Below are 21,462 nucleotides of genomic sequence, written 5' to 3'. Positions count from 1 at the left end.
TAAAACCCTATACCTAAATTTGTGTCATTGACTGATTTTGACATGTTCAATTCAGCATCAAATGAAGGTCAATCTATGGACGCAAAACAGTTATAGACCCTGGCTAACGAACAGGTCAAAATCTCAAAACTCCTGAGGGCCCCAACCTGTTCGTTAGCTTACTGAAGAAAATCAGCGTTGAGGCTGTTCTCAACGCTGAAATAACCTTCTATCTGGGGATGCGAAACAACGCTGTAACTACTCGTCAATGCCGGAACAATCAAGGCCTGGCAAAATGGGATCCATTTATACCGACAGGCATGAAAATTATCGACTAAACAGGTCACGTCTTTTCGGTTTAACGAATTGGCTGATCAGCACCAATACGCCAATCAATAAGTATGCAGCAAAGATACCCACCAACCACTGCGGCATTTCCAACGACAGGAATTCCCACTGTTTTACTGCACAATCACCGCTGGCAACGAAGACAGCTGGGAACCATTTATCTAGCGGCAACCATGATGGGAAACTGACAAAGAAATCACAGGTGGTGAACGGTGAAGGATGGAGTTGCAGCATGGTATGTTCCCAGGCGAGCTGAACACCGCGCCATGCGCTGTAGATCCAGATAAAGATTGCCAGGTAGCGCAAGGGCGATTTAGGTGCAATGGCACCCAGCAACGACGCACCGAGAATACCGAATAACGCAGCACGTTCGTAAATACACATTACACAAGGCTGTAACAACATCACGTGTTGAAAATAGAGTGCAATCAATTCTAGTACAAGTGCAGTCAGGGCCATTAACAGCCAAGCACCACGCCCTTTAGAGCAGCGGTTAAGGAATTGCAACATATCTTTATTTTCCATGCAGTAAGCAATTGTACCGGCAGTGTAAACCAATTCATCTTTGCTGCCAGCCACCCAAAGGTAAAATTAGGCAAAAATCAGCTCTTTCTCGCGCGTGACAAGTTATCACAAGCCTGAATTTTACTTTGGGTGAGATATTTGGTTTGTTTTGCCAGCCCATAATCCCTCGAAGCTAATAACAGCCCCAGCGGCGACCAAAAGTGTAGGGCTGGCAGATACTATAATGCAAGCGATCAATGTGTGATGCTAGCCCCGGCTGCCAGATGAGGCAAACTTATCCAGCCACTTTGCATCATCCACTCCGTCACCGGAACTAATAAATACTCCACGCCGAGCAGGCCGACACTTGTCATCACTATGGTATAAGGCAGGGCCATGTATACCATTCGGCCATAGGACAGGCGAATCAGTGGGGCCAGCGCTGAGGTCAGCAAGAACAGAAACGCGGCCTGACCATTCGGTGTTGCCACCGAGGGCAGGTTGGTCCCGGTATTGATGGCGACGGCCAACAACTCGAACTGTTGCAGCGAGATAATGCCCAATTCAAATGCTTTCCGCGCCTCATTAATGTATACGGTGCCGACAAAGACATTGTCGGATACCGAAGAGAGTAAGCCATTAAACAGATAAAACAGTGATAACTGTGCTGATGGTGAAGATTGTAAAACAAACTGAATAATCGGTGAGAAGAGGCTCTGCTCAATAATGACGGCAACCACGGCAAAAAACACCGTGAGTAGGGCAGTAAAAGGCAATGCCTCCTGAAATGCCTTACCCAGTGCATGTTCATTGGTAATTCCGCAGAGGGAGGTGGCGAGAATAATCACCGATAATCCGACTAAGCCTACCTCGGCTAAATGCAGCGCCAATGCGAGCACCAACCAAACACCGATCAGGGCCTGAATTAGAAGCTTCACTTTCTCTTGCTTGCTCCGTTTCGCACTGGCTTGTTGATCATAGTCAGTCAAAACCTGACGAACGCGCTCGGGAAGCTGTGCACCATAACCAAACAGTTTAAAACGTTCTACCAGCAGACAAACCAATAATCCGCAACACAAGACGGGTAACGTCACAGGCAGCATGCGAATAAAGAAGTCGGTAAAGTTCCAACCGGCACTCTTAGCGATAATCAGGTTCTGCGGCTCGCCAACCATGGTCATTACGCCACCCAGCGCAGTACCCACACCCGCATGCATCATTAGGCTACGCAGGAAAGCGCGGAATTGCTCCAAGGTTTTACGGTTTTCCTGATTATCGATCCAACTGTCGTCGGTGATATCTTTATCGCTATGGTTTGATGCAACATGATGATAGATAGTATAAAAACCAACAGAAACACTGATAACCACGGCAATTACAGTTAAGGCATCAAGGAATGCCGAAAGGAAGGCAGAGGCGACACAGAAGGCTAATGAAAGAACGATTTTTGAGCGAATGTTCAGCAGCAGTTTGGTAAATACAAACAGTAATAACTGCTTCATGAAATAGATACCTGCCACCATAAACACCAACAACAGCAGCACTTCCAGATTATTAGCAATTTCTTCTGCCACCTGATGCGGGCGGGTCATACCGATGGCGACGGCTTGAATGGCCAATAAACCCCCTGGTTGCAGTGGGTAACATTTTAGCGCCATAGCCAGTGTAAAGATAAATTCGACCACCAACATCCAGCCTGCAATAAATGGGCTGACAAAAAAGAATACCAGTGGGTTAATAATGAGAAACCCGATAATTGCCAGCTTGTACCAATCAGGTGAATTCCCGAGAAAATTCTTGAGTACAGCTTGTCTAATGGTCATATCCATTGTGAGTTACAGTCTCCTTATTAAAATTATTATGGTGCAATTACTGCCTAAAGTTACATTTTACGTTACGTCATTGCTCTAAAAGCAATTGGTATAATCTGTACATCATTCCATCTGCGCAATTTTTGCAACTTTATGACTACTTTCACCATTTGTTCGATCCTGATGCTATGTCACGATAGCGTCGTCTGGTATGATGAGCACACTAAATTGCTGATATGTATCGCTACGGAACGTCAAAAATATGGTTATAAAGGCGCAAAGTCCTGCCGGTTTCGCGGAAGAGTATATTATTGAAAGTATTTGGAATAATCGCTTCCCTCCAGGCACTATTTTGCCCGCGGAGCGTGAACTTTCAGAGCTGATTGGAGTAACTCGCACTACATTGCGTGAAGTGTTACAACGCTTAGCCCGCGATGGCTGGCTCACTATTCAGCATGGTAAACCGACGAAAGTAAACAATTTTTGGGAAACGTCTGGTCTTAATATTCTGGAAACACTGGCGCGGCTTGACCACGACAGCGTGCCACAATTGATAGACAACTTACTGGCAGTCAGAACAAATATCGCTACCATCTTCGTTCGCACGGCAATCCGTAATCATCCAGAAAAAGCACAAGAAATCCTGGCACAAGCTCAAACGGTTGATGATCACGCCGAGGCTTTCACCGCACTGGATTACGGTATTTTCCGTGGTTTGGCTTTTGCTTCGGGTAACCCTATTTATGGGTTGATCCTAAATGGGATGAAAGGGCTTTATACCCGGGTTGGGCGTTACTATTTCTCGAATCCTGAAGCCCGTAAACTGGCACTGACTTTCTACAGCAAACTGTCAGCGCTGTGTGATGAAAAAGCCCATGATCAGGTGTCAGAGTGTCTGAGAGCATACGGTAAAGAGAGTGGTGCTATTTGGCACAGCATGCAGGGCACGATGCCAAGTGATTTGGCCGAAGCACGCCGTTAGGCGAATATCGCGTAAAATTGCAACGCAAAAGGGGCATTAAATGCCCCTTTTTCATGGCAAGATGTAGCGCAATAGCTCGCGCGGTTATCCACCTCGTCTGCCCTGTGCTAGAGCTTATTGGCTCTTGGCGGCACGCTGTCGAGTAGCTCAATCGAGCCATCGTCATTCAGTTGTTCCATATGAATATCAAACCCCCATAGCCGGTGAATATGTTTCATCACTTGCTGACGGCTTTTATCCAGTGGTGCCCGATCATGAGGAATATAGCGCAGGGTCAGGGAGCGGTCTCCGCGCAGATCAACGTTCCATACCTGAATGTTTGGTTCGTGATTACTCAAGTTATATTGAGCAGACAATTCATTACGTATAGCCCGATAACCTTCTTCATTATGAATGGCTGAAATCTCCAGATAGTTATGCTTATCATCATCCAGCACGGTGAATAGCCGGAAGTCACGCATTACTTTCGGTGATAAGAACTGGCTGATGAAGCTTTCATCCTTAAAGTCGCGCATGGCAAAATGCAACGTATCCAACCAATCTTTACCGGCGATATCCGGGAACCAATAATAGTCCTCCTCCGTCGGTGATTGGCAAATACGCTTGATATCTTGGAACATGGCAAAGCCAAGGGCATACGGGTTAATACCGTTGTAATAAGGGCTGTTATACGGCGGTTGATACACAACGTTGGTGTGGCTGTGCAAGAACTCCATCATAAAGCGGTCAGTGACCTTACCCTCATCGTACAGATGGTTAAGAATGGTGTAATGCCAGAAGGTGGCCCAACCTTCATTCATCACTTGTGTCTGTTTTTGTGGATAAAAATATTGGCTGACTTTGCGGACTATTCGCAGCACTTCTCGTTGCCATGACTCCAGCAGCGGAGCATTTTTCTCCATGAAATAGAGCAGGTTCTCCTGCGGTTCACTGGGGTAGCGTTGAGCCTGGGCTTGGACTTCCCCTCGATCCTTGCGCGGTAGGGTTTTCCACAACGAGTTGACCTGACTTTGCAGATACTCCTCGCGGCTTTTCTGCCGGGCGGTTTCCTCCACTAAAGAGATCTTTTGCGGGCGTTTATAGCGGTCCACCCCATAATTCATCAGGGCATGACAGGAGTCGAGTAGCCGCTCTACTTCTTCCACCCCATAGCGTTCCTCGCATTCACTGATGTAATGACGAGCAAACAACAAATAATCCACTATCGAACTGGCATCGGTCCAGGCTCGAAATAAGTAATTATTCTTAAAGAAAGAGTTATGTCCATAGCAGGCGTGAGCCATCACTAAGGCTTGCATGGTAATGGTATTTTCTTCCATTAAATAAGCGATGCAGGGATTGGAGTTAATCACAATCTCGTAGGCTAATCCTTGCTGACCGTGCTTATATTTTTGCTCGGTTTCGATAAATTTCTTACCAAAAGACCAATGGGTATAGTTGATAGGCATACCGATACTTGAATAGGCATCCATCATCTGTTCGGAGGTAATAACCTCTATCTGGTGGGGGTAAGTATCTAGCCGGTAATGTTTTGCCACCCGGTCTATTTGGTCCAGATAAACCTGCAACAATTCAAATGTCCAGTCTGGGCCGTCAGTCAGGCGCTTATCTTGCGCGGTTTGTTTCGGTGTTGAAGTTGTCATTAGCGCATCCTCACGGTTTTATAACCCTGCAAAATACTGGTCACTTCAATAATCCTAGCTCAAGATTAACAAGTTGAGGCATGGCAAGACCTTATGTCAATGAATATCCGCCATCTTTCAAACAACAGGTAGGTTGACTGCCGGTTCGCGCCAGAATCATTGCTGTCGTATCAGTCTGTACGATTAATTGGATTTTATAGATTATTATTCTGATTTATTGGCTTATTTATGGAATATAAAACTAGTAAAAGAGTCTTGCACAACATGCCAATTATTCATGCTGCTAATTGTGGGTATTATGGCGCTTTCTCTCCTTTCCGACGTTTAATTGGGCAAAAATAGCATCTTATCGCTATTTTCCTAACGCTATTGAACTGAAAAGTAATTGCATTGTAAATTAATTGTGAATTAAGTCACGACCTGACATTAATGTGTTGGCTAGATTTTTCTGCTGAGTTAATTTTCTGTCAACAGAATATTGTGCTTTAGGTGTTGTTTGGGGGGAGGATGGTATGCGCATTGTCATTTTAGGAAGCGGTGTGGTGGGGGTAGCCAGTGCCTGGTACTTAGCCAAAGACGGGCATGATGTTACGGTGATTGACCGTCAGCAGGGGCCCGCGCAGGAAACCAGTGCCGGTAACGCAGGTCAGATATCGCCGGGATATGCGGCACCTTGGGCCGCGCCTGGGGTACCTCTGAAGGCCATTAAATGGATGTTCCAACGCCATGCGCCGTTAGCAATCCACCTTGACGGCAGCAGCTTCCAGCTACGCTGGATGTGGCAGATGCTGAGAAACTGCGACACTTCCCACTACAGACTCAACAAAAGCCGTATGGTGCGTCTGGCAGAATACAGTCGCGACTGTTTAAAAGAGCTGCGTGAAGACACTGGTATTCAGTATGAAGGCCGTCAGGGGGGAACACTGCAACTGTTCCGTACCGAACAGCAATTTGATAACGCCGCCAAGGATATTGCGGTGTTAGATGATGCGGGGGTGCCATATTCACTGCTAACGGCTGATCAACTGGCAACAGTGGAACCGGCATTGGCGAAAGTTGCACATAAACTGACCGGTGGTTTACGTTTACCTAATGATGAAACCGGCGACTGTAAACTGTTTACTGAACGCTTAGCCCAAATGGCCGAGCAGGCTGGGGTTAAGTTTGTGTTCAATCGCTCGGTGGATAAATTGCTGGTGGACGGTGACCAAATCGCCGGTGTGCTGTGTGGCGACGATATTATTAACGCAGATGCCTATGTAGTAGCCTTCGGCGCTTACTCTACGGCGCTGTTAGCCGGGCTGGTCTCGATTCCTGTTTATCCACTAAAAGGTTATTCACTCACTATTCCTATTACAGATCCGGCCTCGGCACCTTTCTCCACCGTGCTGGATGAGACCTACAAGATTGCCATTACGCGCTTTGATGACAGGATTCGGGTTGGGGGGATGGCGGAAATCGTTGGATTTAATACTCAATTGGCACCAGCACGTCGTGAGACGCTGGAAATGGTGGTGGGTGATTTGTACCCTCATGGGGGCAATATCAGTCAGGCCACGTTCTGGACCGGGCTGCGCCCGATGACACCTGATGGTACGCCGATTGTCGGGCGAACCTCACTGAAAAATCTCTATTTGAATACCGGCCATGGCACCTTGGGCTGGACCATGGCCTGTGGGTCGGGTCAATTATTGGCTGATATTATGTATGGGCGTCGCCCAGCGATTCTGGCGGATGATTTATCGGTCGCGCGTTATAGCGCGGGCTTTCGGCCACTGAATATCACGCCCTTACACGACATTCACCCTGTGCGCTAAAAGGCGCCGATTGATCATTACAGCCCACTGCCGGGCTGTAAATAATTGAATACCGCCCAAGAAGGAAAAAGCATGCCTCGCCCGATATCCGCTACGCTTCATTTATCTGCTTTGCGCCATAACCTCAGTATTGTTCGTCGTCTGGCCGGTGCCGCTAAAATTTGGTCAGTGGTGAAAGCCAATGCCTACGGCCATGGTCTGGCCCGCATTTGGCAAGGGCTGGACGCAACCGATGGCTTTGCGTTATTGGATTTAAATGAAGCGATAATGTTGCGTGAACAGGGCTGGCAAGGGCCTATTTTGCTGCTTGAGGGGTTCTTTCGTGCGCAAGATATAGTCCTTCTCGACCATTACCGGTTAACCACCGTAGTACACAGTGACTGGCAGCTTGACGCCATCAAAGCGGCGCGGCTGAGCACACCACTCGATATTTATTTAAAACTTAATAGCGGCATGAATCGCTTAGGTTTTCCCATCGGGCAGGCAGAGGCTATCTGGCAATGGGCTAACAGTATAAATAACATCGGCAAGGTGACGCTAATGAGCCACTTTGCCAATGCAGATAACCCTATTGGTGCCAGCGAGCAATTCACGCTGATTCAGCAGGCCAGTGGGCATCTGGTGGCTGCGCGCAGCTTTGCCAACTCGGCGGCAATATTGCGCAATCCTGAAACCCACTTTGATTGGGTGCGGCCTGGTATTATCCTCTATGGCGCGTCACCCAGTGGCGATGTAAACGATATCGCTGGCATTGGATTGCGCCCGGTAATGGAGCTGCACAGCGAAATTATCGCCATACAGACGCTCTCAGCAGGGCACAGTGTTGGCTATGGCAGCCGCTACAGTGCCACAGGCACACAGCGCATCGGTGTCGTCGCTTGCGGTTATGCCGATGGTTACCCACGGCTCGCTCCCAGCGGCACGCCCATCAGGGTGGATGGCATACTGACTCATACGGTGGGGTCGATTTCAATGGATATGCTAACCGTAGATTTGACACCCTGTCCGCAGGCGCAAATGGGGAGTAAAGTTGAGATCTGGGGGAATAATCTGCCAATCGATGATGTGGCGGCGGCGGCAGGCACCGTGGGGTATGAGTTGATGTGTGCACTGGCGAGTCGCGTTAGCGTCATCACCGAGCGCACTTAGGTTGTTTCTAGTTTATTTTCTGCAAGTTACCACGGACATGCTTACTGGCACGGCGTGCCTGCCAAGCCAGTAGACACCCTGCCAGCATTACGATGGCGAGTGATAATTTAGGCTCGATTGGTAAGGACATTGCCAGCAAGCCTAATCCAGCTCCCCCGGCCATTTGCACAAAACCCACCAGCGCGGAGGCGACACCGGCTTCATTGGCATACGGCTCTAATGCATAACTGGTGGCTGGCCCCATCATAAAGGCTAAACCGGCACAGGCACTGGCAACGGGTAACATATACACCAGCCAGTGTTGCTGTATTTCTGCCGACAGTTGCGTCAGACCAAATAATAACCCCAGACACCCCAGCGCCATCAACAGGCTGCCAGTCATCAGGCAGGTAGGGCGGCCGATTTTTTGGATAATACGGTTAGCAATGAAACTGACCGCCATGATCCAAAAACCATTGGCGCCGAACACCAGTGAGAACTGTAATGGGCTGAGTCCTGCGCCCACCATCAATACGTTGGGTGCCAGCGAGACATAGGTTAAGGCCATGCCCATAGCGCCCGCGTTCACCAGTGCGAAAATCAGAAAACGGTCATCACGTAAGATGCGCAGATAGTTCTTTATCGGCAAGCCCTTAACGGCTTGGGTACCCGCTGGCCGTGTTTCTGGCAGGAAGATAATTATCAGAATTAATACCAGCAAGCCATATAACGCCAGGAACCAGAATGGGGCGCGCCAGCCAAAGGCTTCCGCCAACAAACCACCGAGCAAGGGAGCCAATGCGGGTACGATATTTAACGTCCCATTAAGGAAACCAAAAGCGCGCGCGGCCTCATTACCGTTGAGGCGGTCACGCACCCCACTGAATGCCACTACCGCAGTACAGCAAACAGCGACACCTTGTAACAGGCGAGAACTGACAAACATCAGCGGGCTGACTGCCAGTGCAGCCATCGCGGCCCCCAGCATGTAGAGAATAATACCGATGATGGCTATGGGTTTACGCCCATACTTATCGACTAATGGCCCAGCAATCAGCTGACCAATACCCAGCACCAGAATAAACAAGGCAATAGTGGATTGAATCAGCGACTCGCTACTGTTTAGCCCCTTGGCTATCGCGGGAATCGTGGGTAAGTAGAGGTCGATGCCCAATGGGCCGAGCAGAATCAGGCTTAACAGCAGAAAAAGAAATTTTTGCATAACAAAAAAACAACATCCAGATTGCAAAGGCGACAAGAATAAAGAATTTATCGACGAATGAAAAGGTTAGCCATCGCCAACCAAACGATAGTGACAATGTCACCTATTGGTGTTCTAAATCGACTAATAGGGTACTACAACTAATAATTAATCTCTTGTTATTGATTAGCTACTGGTAGTGCGATGCTCTAACCACTGTTCTAGTTTCACGGCAGGTAATGCCTCGGAAAAAAGAAAACCTTGGCCTATTTGATAACCTTGGCGGCTCAATAATGTACGTTGTGCCTCGTTTTCTACCCCTTCGACAATCACTGATAGTTGCAAACTTTCACCAATACGGATCACCGCCTCACTTAATGTTCGGCTGGTTTCGTCATGCTCAAGATCATGGACAAAACTTTTATCCAGTTTGATTTCATCAAGATCCAAATGGCGCAGATAACTCAGACTGGAATAGCCGGTACCAAAGTCATCCATTGATAAACGCACACCCAGTCGATGAATTTTTTCTATCGTGGCAAAAATCGCCGGATTATTTGCAATTAATATGTCTTCGGTGATTTCCAGCGTGAGATCCTGCGGCGGCAAGTGGTAATGCTGCAAGATATGCAAAATCATGTCCGGCAAGCCTGGATTATGGAAATTGGTTGGCGATAAGTTCACTGAAACCGAGGGCACATCAATACCCCGTAAACGCCAGTCCGCCAACTGTTGACAAGCCGTCTCAATCGCCCACAGAGCCAGTTCGTTGATCAGCCCGCACTCTTCAGCAATAGGAATAAAACGCTGTGGGGGAATGTTCCCCAGTATGGGGTGAACCCAGCGACTAAGGGCTTCCACACCATATAGGTGCCCATCTTTTAACATCACTTGTGGTTGATAAAATAACTCAAGAGACCCGATATGAAATGCATGACGCAGAGCATCTTCCATATCCTGGCGCTGTTGATTGAGATTATTCATCTCTGCACTGAAGAAATTGAAATGACCATGTCCCATATTCTTGGCTTTATGCATGGCAATGTCGGCGTGATTCATCAGCGCATCCATTTCTAAACCATTTTCAGGATACAAACTGATCCCGACACTGGCCGAAGGAATAATATTGACGTTGGCTATCTGACAGGGCTGAGACAGCAGACTGAGCATTTTCTCAACCTTCACGGTAGCCTGCTGCATGGTGCAGGGGGCTAAAATGATAATAAACTCGTCGCCCGATAAGCGGCCGATAATGTCACTTTTGGGCATGTCGTTGCGCAACCGTTGGGCAATCAAGGCAAGTAATTCATCACCGGCGGCCAGGCCGAGTGAATCATTAACTTGTTTAAAACGATCCAGATTAATGATTAATACTGCCAGCGTGTAATCCATTTCAGCGGCAAGGGCGATAGCTTGTTTGGCATAAACCAGAAACTGAGTGCGGTTAGGCAAGCCAGTCAGGGAATCATAAAAAGCCAAATGCTGAATTTGCTGACGTGATTGCTCCCGTTCCATCGCCAACGAGCACAAATTTGCGATTAATTTGACCAACTGATGGTGGAACTCGCTGGGGCCTCGCGCTTCTTTGTAGTAAAAGGCAAATGTGCCCAGAACATCCCCCTGGCTCGACAGAATAGGCGTCGACCAACAAGCTAACAAACCATGGGGTAGAATTAGGTGCCGATAGTTCTCCCATAATGGGTCAGTGGCAACATCATGGACTTCAACCGGTTCTTTACGAAATGCGGCGGTGCCACATGAGCCAGATCCCGGGCCAATAGGCACACAGGCCAGCGCCGCAGTATAAATCAGGGGGAGGTTGGGCGCCGCGAGATGGCTGAGGTAGTGGGGCCCGCTGGCTTGCAAAATACTGGCGGTCACCTCGGGGGCAATCCGCTCAACCTCGTGGCACAGCAAAGACATCACTTCTTCCAGTGGCCGCTCTTTAACCAGTGCTTCCAGTACCTTATATTGCAACACTTCATACATTTTGGTCAGCGTGATATCAGTCAACACGCCAATGCTATAACTCGGTTTACCCTGCTCATCAACCAGCGAGTTGATAATGGCGGAACACCAATGCGGTTGTTTGTCTTTACTGTAGAACAACTCTTTGGGCAGTAATTGCTGATGTGAATTTGGCGAAGTGGAATCAATTAACCCCAGTTGTTCAGGATGTGCACTCTGGAGTAAATCGACCATGCTCTGGCCCAGAGCCTGTTCGGGTGTATAACCGAATAACTTAGTAAATCCTTGATTAATATAAACTGCTTGTTGCCCGTGATCACTATTAGCGGCAATAAACATTGCGCTGTCGCTGCGATCAGTTAATTGGGTTAAAAGTTCTACCCACTCTTGAGTGGCTTTTTGTTGCTCAATTAAAAAAGTAATATCCTTAGCGATTTTCACCATCCGGGTAACGCTACCTTCTGGGCCTGGTACCGGTTGATAGATGGCGGCCAGCCAGACCGTGGATCCGTCTTTGTGCAATCGCTCAAAACGGCCCTCAACGGATTTCCCCGCCAGTAAAGATTTCTTCAGTGTCTGATACTCGTCGCTACTGGCATATTGTGGATGGCAAAACATAAGATGATGTTGACCAATGACTTCATCACGTTGATAGCCAAAATAATCAAGGTAGTTTTGATTAACCGCAATTATGCGACTGTTGAGATCAAACTCAATGATGGCTAATGAGCGGTCCAATGCACTTAATAACGCACTACTTTCGTCGTATTCAGACTGCGTGGCATCCTGCGATGCTGCTGTTTTTTTGGGCTTCATGATAAATTCCTATGTAAAAGAAGCGCTTGGCAGTCGTGTTACGTAAATGAATTACCGCTCTAACCATTGAAATAGCACTATTCTTAAATAAATAAAATAGGATAAATGACAAATATTCCAATACGTATTAATAGCATCAAGATTAAAAAAATACGGCCGTCTTATTTACGCTGGTGGTATTTCAATACATCGCTCTGTGTCCACACCATGAACATCATTGTGTTAATCAGCCAGTGCTAAATGGAGGAATAAGTAATATTAAGTTTAGTCGATATCCAGATAGCTAAATGTGGGATTAATTGCTGGCACGTGACAGCAATCAATCTATTTCCGACTAAGGTCTATTTTAAAACGGTGGGATGCTTTGCTGGAAGGTAACCGGCCATTACCTGACAAAAACCTCGTCAGGCAATGGCGGATAGATAAAGGGTTATGAGTGGGTATCCATTGAGCCAAAACGACCGCCGTTAAAATCAGCGATGGCCTCGATTATCTGCTGCTGAGTGTTCATCACAAATGGCCCGTGACCGATAATAGGTTCATCAATCGGCTCACCACTCAGTAGCAACAGCACCGCATCATTATTGGCCTCAATAGTTACATTGCTGCCAGCCGCATCCAGTAATACCATTTCGGCATCGCGGGCAACGGCATCGCCATTGACCAATACGGTACCACGCAACACAATTAATGCCGTGTTCCAGCCAATGGGCAGTGAAAACTCCGTACTTTTACCCTGATTCAGCCGTATATCCCAGACGTTTAGTGGTGAGAATGTCTGAGCAGGGCCATTTTTACCCGCATACTCACCCGCTATTACCCGCAGGCTGCCAGCATCTTCAGCTAGCACTACCTGAGGAATAGTTTCACTGCGAATGGCCTGATAACCAGGATCTGCCATTTTATTTTTTGCGGGCAGATTGACCCACAATTGCACCATTTCAAAGGCACCGCCACGTTGTGCGAACATATCTGAATGAAACTCTTCATGCAGAATCCCGCCACCTGCCGTCATCCACTGCACGTCACCAGGGCCAATAACGCCGCCTTTGCCGGTGGAGTCACGATGTTCAACTTCGCCGTGATAAACGATGGTGACAGTTTCAAAACCACGATGCGGGTGTTGCCCGACACCCCGGCGATGTTTGGTCGGGGTAAAATCCATCGGCCCGGCATAGTCCAGCAGCAGGAACGGGCTGAGCTGTTTACCATGGCTTTGATATGAAAACAGTGAGCGAACCGGGAAACCATCTCCCACCCAATGCTGGCGCGGTGCGCGATAAATACCTTGAACTTTTTTCATCGTAAACTCCTTACAAACATCATCAATGAGGTCTTGCAGCCCGGCACAACCTCTGGCCGGGCTTCATGTTGGATAAAGTATATAATTAGGATAATTTAAGCAGTAGATAGCAAAATTAGTTATCACTGTTCTATTATCAGAACAATGATGAAGTTATCTCTGGCAAGTAATACAGAGGCAGGTTATGCAAGATCTTAATGATCTCTACTATTACGCAGAAGTGGTGGAACACGGTGGATTCAGTGCTGCCGCGCGGGTATTGGGTTTGCCAAAATCAAAACTGAGCCGACGGCTGGCATTGTTGGAAGAGCGATTGGGCGTGCGTTTAATTCAGCGTTCAACCCGCCGTTTTGCGGTTACCGACGTGGGGCGTACCTACTACGAGCACTGTAAAGCGATGCTGGAAGAGGCCAACGCCGCTCAGGAATCAATTGACTTAACACGGGCAGAACCCCGTGGTGTGGTGCGCATCACCTGCCCAGTGGCGCTATTACAGGCCACGGTTAGCACCATGCTGGCGGATTTCATGGTCAGTTGTCCTTTGGTGACGATTTATCTTGAATCGACCAATCGACAAGTGGACCCGATTGCTGAAGCCATTGATATTGCCATTCGGGTTCGGCCACCGCCGTTGCAAGACAGTGATTTGGTGTTGAAGGTGTTGGGTAACCGTTGTCAGTGTCTGGTGGCCAGCCCGGATTTGGTGGCACGACAAGGTATCGTCAATGTTCCGGCAGATCTGACTGGCTGGCCAAGTCTGGGCTTGGGCCGCGCGCCCCAAGAATTTATCTGGCATTTAGCCGGGCCAGAGGGCGCGCATGCTGCGATTTATCACCAGCCCAGATTGGTGACGGCCGACATGACAACGCTTCGTAGCGCAGCACTGAGTGGTGTCGGGGCAGTACAGCTCCCGGTTATGATGGTGGCAGATCAACTGATGGCCGGAACGCTGATTCGCTTATTACCGGATTGGGTATTACGCCATGAGATTATTCATGCGGTATATCCATCACGGCGGGGATTACTGCCGTCTGTTCGCAGTGTGCTTGATCATTTGGCGTTGCGGTTTAGCCAACTTGAAGACCAATAGCCAGGCCTTTGCATAGCTGAGCCGCGGGTAACGCGGCAAGTTGTACCGACTCAATGCTTGTGGCGGTGATGTGAATCCGGGTAATGCGGGTGGGAGTGTGCCAGTGGCTGATGTTGATGGCGATGCTTATGCGCCACACCGACTGTCACAGGAAAATCATGTGTATGTTGATGATGTGCGTCATGGTGATGTTCATGTTCATGCAGCAATTCATCATGGATATGCTGATGGGCATGCTGTTCAGTGAGATGCAATGCGATCCCTACAGCCATCAGGAGACCCGCGACGATGAGTGGTATAGTGACAGTGTCACCCATAATAACGGCCAATACAGCCCCTAAAAATGGGGCAATAGAGAAATAAGCACCAGTGCGAGCAGTACCAAGATGGCGCAGGCCGATAACAAAGAGTGCCAAACTCACGCCATAGGCAAAAAATCCCACCAAAAGGGCCGCTGCCAGATTTGTCAGTGGTGGCAATGTTGCGCCGAGGACAAAAGCCAGCCCGAGATTGACGATACCGGCAACCAGTCCTTTGACTGACGCAATCCAGGTGGCATCCGTCAATGAAACCTTACGGGTCAGATTGTTATCAATCCCCCAGGCAAAGCAAGCACCCAGAATTGCCAGTGTTGGCCACCATCCGGCAAAACGCGCTTCACCCGGCCAACTTAAAATAGCTGCACCGGCCACAATCACTATCATGCCAAGGGCGATGCGACGGTCAAAATTCTCTTTGAACGCGAACCAGGCCAGTAGGGCGGTAAATACCCCTTCGGCATTAAGCAATAATGATGCGCCAGATGCAGGCATACCCGTTAACCCTATCATCAGCAGAACCGGGGCAACAATCCCCCCAGCCGTAATGGCACCAATAAACCACCGCCGTTCGTTGCGAGGCAGGCTCACGGCTGTTGCTCGGGTGAGCAGACGGTAGAGCGCCAGGCCGGCACCTGAGCCAAAATAGAGCAGGCCCGCCAGTAGCCATGGACTGACTGTATTGAGTAACTGTTTTGCCAGCGGGGTTCCGGCACCAAACAGCACCGCAGCACTTAATGCGGCTAATACACCGGGCTGTCGTAATCCATCATGCCATTTCATCGATTCAACTCTGAAAATAAGGTCGTAGTGGCAATTTTAGCCCATGAAAAAGCCGGGAAACCATTCCTGTCATGGAAAAAGTTGACCGGCTAATTTTAGTATTAATTATCAACGGTTTGTTTGTGGAACAACTCACGGAATACCGGGTAGATATCTTCAGGTTCTCGGATATGTTGCATGGCAAAGTTGTCAAATTTTGCCTGTAAGTCTTCATATTCCCGCCACAGAGTCTGGTGTGCGCGCCGGGTTATCTCGATGTAGCTATAGTAACGCACCATTGGCAGGAGCTTTTGGGCCAGTAACTCATGACACAGTGGTGAATCATCGGCCCAGTTATCGCCGTCTGAGGCTTGGGCTGCATAGATATTCCACTGCGTTGGGTCGTAACGTTCCTGAACCACTTCTTCCATCAATTTCAGGGCACTGGAGACAATTGTTCCGCCGGTTTCCTGCGAATAGAAGAATTCTTGCTCATCGACTTCTTTCGCTTGAGTATGGTGGCGGATATACACGACATCAACGTTTTTATAGGTACGGCTCAGGAACAGATAAAGCAGGATGTAGAAGCGCTTTGCCATGTCCTTGGTGGCCTGATCCATCGAACCTGACACATCCATCAGGCAGAACATCACCGCCTGGCTGGATGGCTCAGGACGCCGTTCATAGTTCTTATAACGTAAATCGAAGGTATCGATAAACGGAACCCGCGCGATTTTTTGCTTTAATTCAGCAATGGCTTTACGTACACGTTCTTCTTCCAGCAATTGTGCTGGTTCCGTGTTTTCCAGTACGTTCAGCGTTTCTTCCAATTCGCGTAACTCACGGCGCTTACTGGCTGTCATGGCGGTACGACGCGCCAGTGAGTTTTGCAGTGAGCGCACCACGCTGATATTGGCGGGCACGCCATTCGAGGTATAACCCGCACGATGGGTTTTGAATTCGGTCAACTGCTTATACTGATTTTTCTTCAGATTAGGCAGCGCCAGGTCTTCAAACAGTAAGTCGAGGTATTCATCTTTGGAAATCTGAAAGACAAACTCATCCTCGCCTTCACCGTCCTGACCGGCATTACCCTGACCACTGCCGCCGCCTCCACCGCCACCTTGAGGGCGCTCCACCCGATCATTGGTGACAAAATGGTCATTGCCAGGATGTACCCGGTGACGTAACCCACCACGGCCCTGATGGAACATCGGCTCATTGATATCATCAATAGGTATCGAAACTGACTCGCCGCTATCAATATCAGTAACTGATCTTTTATTGATGGCATCGGCAATCGACTGTTTAATTTGCGACTTATAGCGGCGCAAAAAGCGCTGGCGATTGACCATGCTCTTATTCTTGCCGTTAAGTCGTCTGTCAATAAAGTAGCCCATATATCCCCCAAACGACTTTGTCACTCTCCCTGCATCTTTCACGCTGTAGCTGTGTTGGCTGCCATCACTTACCCCAGTCACTTAGTGGACTAAGCTCCTGGGGCTTCGTTCAGTTGCCGCCTTGCTACAACGCGAAATCTATTGGGTCTATACCTACGATGCCGTAGTGAATCGGTAAATGGCTTATGACGATTTTCTCACCCGCAGATACCATTCACACAGCAAACGAACTTGCTTACGGGTATAGCCTTTCTCCATCATCCGATCGACAAAGTCATCATGTTTTTTCTGCTCATCCGTTGAGGTCTTGGCATTAAAGGAGATAACCGGCAGTAACTCTTCGGTGTTAGAGAACATTTTCTTCTCGATAACCGTGCGCAGCTTCTCGTAACTGGTCCAGTTTGGATTACGGCCATTGTTATTGGCTCTGGCGCGCAACACAAAATTGACGATTTCATTACGGAAATCTTTCGGGTTGCTGATACCCGCTGGCTTTTCAATTTTCTCCAGTTCAGCATTCAGTGATTCACGGTCAAACAGTTGCCCGGTATCAGGATCACGATACTCTTGATCCTGAATCCAGAAATCGGCGTAGATAACATAACGGTCAAAAATATTCTGACCATACTCAGAGTAAGACTCCAGATAGGCGGTTTGAATCTCTTTACCAATAAATTCAGCATATTTCGGGATTAAATAGCCTTTCAGGTGTTCGAGATATTTCTCCGCAACATCTTGTTGGAATTGTTCGCGTTCGATCTGCTGTTCCAGTACGTAGAACAGGTGCACCGGGTTAGCAGCCACCTCAGCGTGGTCGAAGTTAAATACTCTGGAGAGGATTTTAAAGGCAAAACGGGTAGAAAGGCCGTTCATACCTTCATCAACTCCAGCGTAGTCGCGATATTCCTGATAAGACTTGGCTTTAGGATCGGTATCTTTCAGGCTCTCACCGTCATACACCCGCATCTTGGAGTAAATACTGGAGTTTTCTGGCTCTTTCATCCTTGAGAGAATCGAGAAGCGTGCCAGCGTTTCCAGCGTGCCAGGTGCACAAGGCGCATGGGTCAACTCACTGTGATTTAACAGTTTGTCGTAAATCTTGATCTCTTCTGATACCCGCAGGCAATAAGGCACTTTGACAATATAAACACGGTCAAGGAATGCCTCATTATTCTTGTTATTACGGAATGTTACCCACTCGGATTCGTTAGAGTGCGCGAGAATTATACCGCTGAATGGCAGGGCGGATATCCCCTCGGTCCCGTTATAGTTCCCTTCTTGTGTTGCGGTCAGTAGTGGGTGCAGCACCTTAATTGGGGCTTTGAACATCTCGACGAATTCCATGATCCCCTGGTTAGCACGGCATAAAGCACCGGAATAACCATAAGCATCTGGATCGTTTTGGGCGTGATTTTCAAGTTTACGGATATCAACTTTACCGACCAGTGCCGAGATATCCTGGTTGTTTTCATCACCGGGTTCGGTTTTCGCTATCGCAATTTGTTCAAGGATAGAAGGCCAGACCTTGATAACTTTGAACTTGGTAATATCACCGCCAAAATCGTGCAGGCGTTTTGCCGCCCATGGCGACATAATCGTACCGAGATAGCGGCTTGGGATACTGTATTCTTTGGCCAGAATCGCCGCATCTTCCTGCGGATTGAACAGACATAACGGGTGGTCATTGACCGGGCTACGTTCACCGTTAGCACTTAAAATATAGATAGGCACCCGTTGCATCAGGGCTTTCAGTCGTTCAGCCAATGATGACTTACCACCACCCACGGGACCCAGCAAATACAGGATCTGTTTCTTCTCTTCCAGCCCTTGGGCGGCGTGTTTGAGATAGGAAACGATCTGCTCTATGGCTTCCTCCATGCCATAAAACTCTTCAAAAGCAGGGTAGCGAGCGATAACCCGATTAGAGAACAGTCGAGACATGCGGGACTCAAGCGCGGTATCGACCATGACTGGCTCACCAATAGCCATCAGCAGACGCTCAGCCGCATTAGCATACGCGCTGCGATCTTGCTGGCAGATTGTGAGGAACTCCTGGAGTGTGAACTCTTCGTCCTTGGCCGCCTCATAGCGCTGGCGATAGTGATCAAATATGTTCATAGCGATGCCCGTCCTGTTTGAATGGTTGGGAACATAAAATAGTAGTAGCGCTTTATTGGGTTAAAATTTTGAAACTACTACCTTATTGTTATGGCCGTGTCTCCTCCAAAGGTCAAGTTAAGCCAGACCACAGATTTGCCACCCCTCAAACAATAAATAACCATTATTTGGTAATTAAATCTATTTATTATTCGATTAGTAGTGTTTTATATATGATTACTGGAGCTTATCTATTTGAATATCTCGATATTTTATTGTAATCAAATCTACGTAAATTTTTAGGTTGTCAGCCTCTTCGTTATCGGCGATAAGTTATACAAGCAATATCGATATCTGGCTGACATGTGTAAAGATTTCGCCACGGGCAACCAATTGATTTACACTAAGTTAACTAATTATTTTGTTACCAATGGGATTTAATCCGTGAAAAAACATTCTTTAAAAGCCAAGCAAATAAAAACACTGGCTGCCTTAGCCGTCGCTACGGCCGTTTGCATGCCGACGGCAATGGCAGGAACCTGGTCTTTGGGGGCTTCTGCGTTAGTCAGCCCAGACCCTTACCGGGGTAAGAACGACCGTGTCTATCCGGTACCTATCATTTCTTATGAAAGCGATAATTTCTACTTCCGTACCTTAGCTGCGGGTTATTACTTGTGGAAAGATGACAATAATCGCTTATCAATCGATGCTTATTACTTACCGCTGCACTTTACGCCAGGTGACAGTGATGATCAGCAGATGAAGCAGTTGGATAAACGCCGCAGTACCATGATGGCGGGGATGTCATATTCTCATATTGAGGATTGGGGGACGTTGCGCGCTATGTTCTCTGGCGATGTGCTGGATAATAGCGGTGGTTTTATCGGCGATTTGGCTTACCTGTACCGCTTTAACGTCGATAGCTGGACGCTGACGCCGGGGGTAGGTTTTAACTGGAACAGTGGTGATCAAAACAGTTATTACTATGGCGTGAGCGGTGCTGAATCTGCCCGTAGTGGTTTGGCGCAATACAACCCAAGTGATAGCTGGTCGCCATATCTTGAGTTGTCGGTGAACTACAACATCAATCCGAATTGGAATGCGTTCTTTACCGGCCGCTATGTGCGCCTGGCCAGTGAAGTGAAAAATAGCCCAATGGTTGATGCATCATACAGCGGCGTGTTGTGGACTGGCGTGACCTATACTTTCCGCTAATTAATGACGCGGTAATGTTGAGCCATAAAAAATGGGGCATCGCGCCCCATTTTTGTGCCTAACGACATCTGGAACGTTAGCTATTTTTACGGCTACGGATGGTCATGGCAAGACGCGCCGGGGCGTCAAGTGTTGCCACCAACGGCTTATTCACTCGCGCTGTTTCCACGCAAACCATGGTTTTATAACCCTCATTTGGCATATCAACCATGCTACTAGACAACTCTGCACCTGGATTCCATGCCACTACATCACTTTGGTGATGATGATGTACTTCAATGGTGCGTTTGAGCGCCGCATCTTTGATCAAGCTATAGGCTTCGGGTTGTGTGTAGATACGGTCAGTCTGGCCGTTAAACACTAAATCGCCTTGTTGTGTGGCATCGGCAATTTTTAGCACTTTATCGAAGTATTTCTCACCCAGGCCACTGACTTTAATCTGGTCGATGTCGCCAATCTGGAAGTAAGTATGTAGCGCGGCTACTACCTGGTAATCACCGTGTGATTCCAGCTCCATTTCGCACTCATCACCCAGCTTGAAGCGGGCAATCAATGTGAAGGCATGCGGCCAGTATTTACGGGATTCATCACTGTCTTCCAGTGTGAAGGTTAGGATAACCCCATTCTCGTTTTCATCATGGGCACTGAGAGTCCATGGCAGTAGACGGGCAAAACCATGAGAAGGTTGTGCTGATGGACCAAACCAAGGCCAACAAATTGGCACGCCACCACGAATAGCGACGCCATCTTTAAACGGCGTGTTATTGCTCAGCCAAATGATAGGTTGCTCACCGCTAGGTTGATAGGCCAGCAAATGAGCGCCTTGTAGGCTTACTGCGGCACGCACCTTCGGATGAGAAACCACCACTACCGGCAATTCATCCAGTTGGCGTTGGCTGATGTAAGGCGAAATTTGTTCAACAACAGGTAGGGTGAATACTTTCTCGTTCATTCGTTTGGCCTTATGGGAAAGGGAGCAGGGATCCTTTGAACTTCAGACTCTCGATAATATCACAGGCTGTAAATCTTGTAGCAAATGGACGACACCGTAGTGGTGAATCATTGATATTGCGCAATTTAT

15 protein-coding genes and 1 pseudogene are annotated in these 21,462 nt (G+C 48.1%); 6 read left to right on the top strand and 10 right to left on the bottom strand.

What is annotated here, in order from left to right; genetic code table 11:
* Positions 1–99: 99 nt before the first annotated feature.
* Positions 100–230: pseudogene (locus V1956_RS14100) on the top strand (IS256 family transposase); the annotation flags it as partial.
* A gap of 76 nt (positions 231–306) precedes the next feature.
* Here the strand turns inward: V1956_RS14100 and dsbB are convergent.
* Together dsbB and nhaB are read right to left on the bottom strand one after the other, a co-directional pair.
* Complete coding sequence (dsbB, locus tag V1956_RS14095) at positions 307–837, bottom strand: disulfide bond formation protein DsbB (protein WP_420074717.1); 531 nt, start codon at positions 835–837, stop codon at positions 307–309.
* Between the two features lie 248 nt (positions 838–1,085).
* The gene (gene nhaB / locus V1956_RS14090) at positions 1,086–2,660 is read right to left on the bottom strand and encodes a sodium/proton antiporter NhaB (protein WP_442825240.1); all 1,575 of its coding nucleotides are present in this window, start codon (positions 2,658–2,660) and stop codon (positions 1,086–1,088) included.
* A 244-nt stretch (positions 2,661–2,904) separates the two neighbouring features.
* On the opposite strand from nhaB, the gene fadR reads away from it, so the two are divergent.
* On the top strand, positions 2,905–3,624 hold the full coding sequence (fadR, locus tag V1956_RS14085) for a fatty acid metabolism transcriptional regulator FadR (RefSeq protein WP_372558938.1): 720 nt from the start codon (positions 2,905–2,907) through the stop codon (positions 3,622–3,624).
* 107 nt (positions 3,625–3,731) lie between these two features.
* Here the strand turns inward: fadR and V1956_RS14080 are convergent, their stop codons facing one another.
* A complete protein-coding gene (locus V1956_RS14080; RefSeq protein ID WP_083158978.1) occupies positions 3,732–5,267 on the bottom strand; it encodes a SpoVR family protein in 1,536 nt (511 codons plus the stop codon).
* Positions 5,268–5,779: 512 nt separating this feature from the next.
* Here V1956_RS14080 and V1956_RS14075 point away from each other — a divergent pair.
* Both V1956_RS14075 and dadX read left to right on the top strand, forming a co-directional pair.
* Positions 5,780–7,084, top strand: a complete 1,305-nt coding sequence (locus tag V1956_RS14075; protein ID WP_372558939.1) for a D-amino acid dehydrogenase — start codon at positions 5,780–5,782, stop codon at positions 7,082–7,084.
* A 72-nt stretch (positions 7,085–7,156) separates the two neighbouring features.
* The gene (gene dadX, locus V1956_RS14070) at positions 7,157–8,233 is read left to right on the top strand and encodes a catabolic alanine racemase DadX (RefSeq protein WP_372558940.1); all 1,077 of its coding nucleotides are present in this window, start codon (positions 7,157–7,159) and stop codon (positions 8,231–8,233) included.
* Positions 8,234–8,240: 7 nt separating this feature from the next.
* Here the strand turns inward: dadX and V1956_RS14065 are convergent, their stop codons facing one another.
* The 3 genes from V1956_RS14065 to V1956_RS14055 form a co-directional block, all read right to left on the bottom strand.
* Positions 8,241–9,434: a Bcr/CflA family efflux MFS transporter gene (locus V1956_RS14065; protein WP_083158975.1), complete on the bottom strand. Its 1,194-nt coding sequence runs from the start codon at positions 9,432–9,434 to the stop codon at positions 8,241–8,243.
* A gap of 165 nt (positions 9,435–9,599) precedes the next feature.
* Positions 9,600–12,197: a bifunctional diguanylate cyclase/phosphodiesterase gene (locus tag V1956_RS14060; RefSeq protein ID WP_372558941.1), complete on the bottom strand. Its 2,598-nt coding sequence runs from the start codon at positions 12,195–12,197 to the stop codon at positions 9,600–9,602.
* Between the two features lie 430 nt (positions 12,198–12,627).
* Complete coding sequence (locus V1956_RS14055; RefSeq protein ID WP_083158973.1) at positions 12,628–13,500, bottom strand: pirin family protein; 873 nt, start codon at positions 13,498–13,500, stop codon at positions 12,628–12,630.
* 184 nt (positions 13,501–13,684) lie between these two features.
* On the opposite strand from V1956_RS14055, the gene V1956_RS14050 reads away from it, so the two are divergent.
* Entirely contained in the window at positions 13,685–14,590 is a 906-nt protein-coding gene (locus V1956_RS14050; RefSeq protein WP_372558943.1) for a LysR family transcriptional regulator, read from the top strand.
* Positions 14,591–14,640: 50 nt separating this feature from the next.
* Here V1956_RS14050 and V1956_RS14045 read toward each other — a convergent pair whose 3' ends face one another.
* From V1956_RS14045 to yeaG, 3 genes are all read right to left on the bottom strand, one after another.
* Entirely contained in the window at positions 14,641–15,690 is a 1,050-nt protein-coding gene (locus tag V1956_RS14045; protein WP_372558944.1) for a DMT family transporter, read from the bottom strand.
* A gap of 101 nt (positions 15,691–15,791) precedes the next feature.
* Positions 15,792–17,069, bottom strand: a complete 1,278-nt coding sequence (locus V1956_RS14040) for a YeaH/YhbH family protein (RefSeq protein ID WP_372559896.1) — start codon at positions 17,067–17,069, stop codon at positions 15,792–15,794.
* A gap of 183 nt (positions 17,070–17,252) precedes the next feature.
* Positions 17,253–19,187 carry a protein kinase YeaG gene (yeaG, locus tag V1956_RS14035; RefSeq protein WP_083158970.1) on the bottom strand — a complete coding sequence of 645 codons (1,935 nt, stop codon included), beginning with the start codon at positions 19,185–19,187 and terminating at the stop codon, positions 17,253–17,255.
* Between the two features lie 423 nt (positions 19,188–19,610).
* Between yeaG and V1956_RS14030 the strand changes: the two genes are divergently transcribed.
* Positions 19,611–20,381, top strand: coding sequence for a MipA/OmpV family protein (locus tag V1956_RS14030; protein ID WP_372558945.1), 771 nt, complete (start codon positions 19,611–19,613; stop codon positions 20,379–20,381).
* A 76-nt stretch (positions 20,382–20,457) separates the two neighbouring features.
* Here the strand turns inward: V1956_RS14030 and V1956_RS14025 are convergent, their stop codons facing one another.
* Positions 20,458–21,333: a D-hexose-6-phosphate mutarotase gene (locus tag V1956_RS14025; RefSeq protein WP_420075002.1), complete on the bottom strand. Its 876-nt coding sequence runs from the start codon at positions 21,331–21,333 to the stop codon at positions 20,458–20,460.
* Positions 21,334–21,462 lie beyond the last annotated feature (129 nt).

This window comes from Yersinia sp. 2540 StPb PI (assembly GCF_052217165.1).
Taxonomy (GTDB): Bacteria; Pseudomonadota; Gammaproteobacteria; order Enterobacterales; family Enterobacteriaceae; genus Yersinia; species Yersinia enterocolitica_E.
Note: the sequence above shows the minus strand (reverse complement) of the source record. Positions and strands in the feature narration are given on the sequence as shown.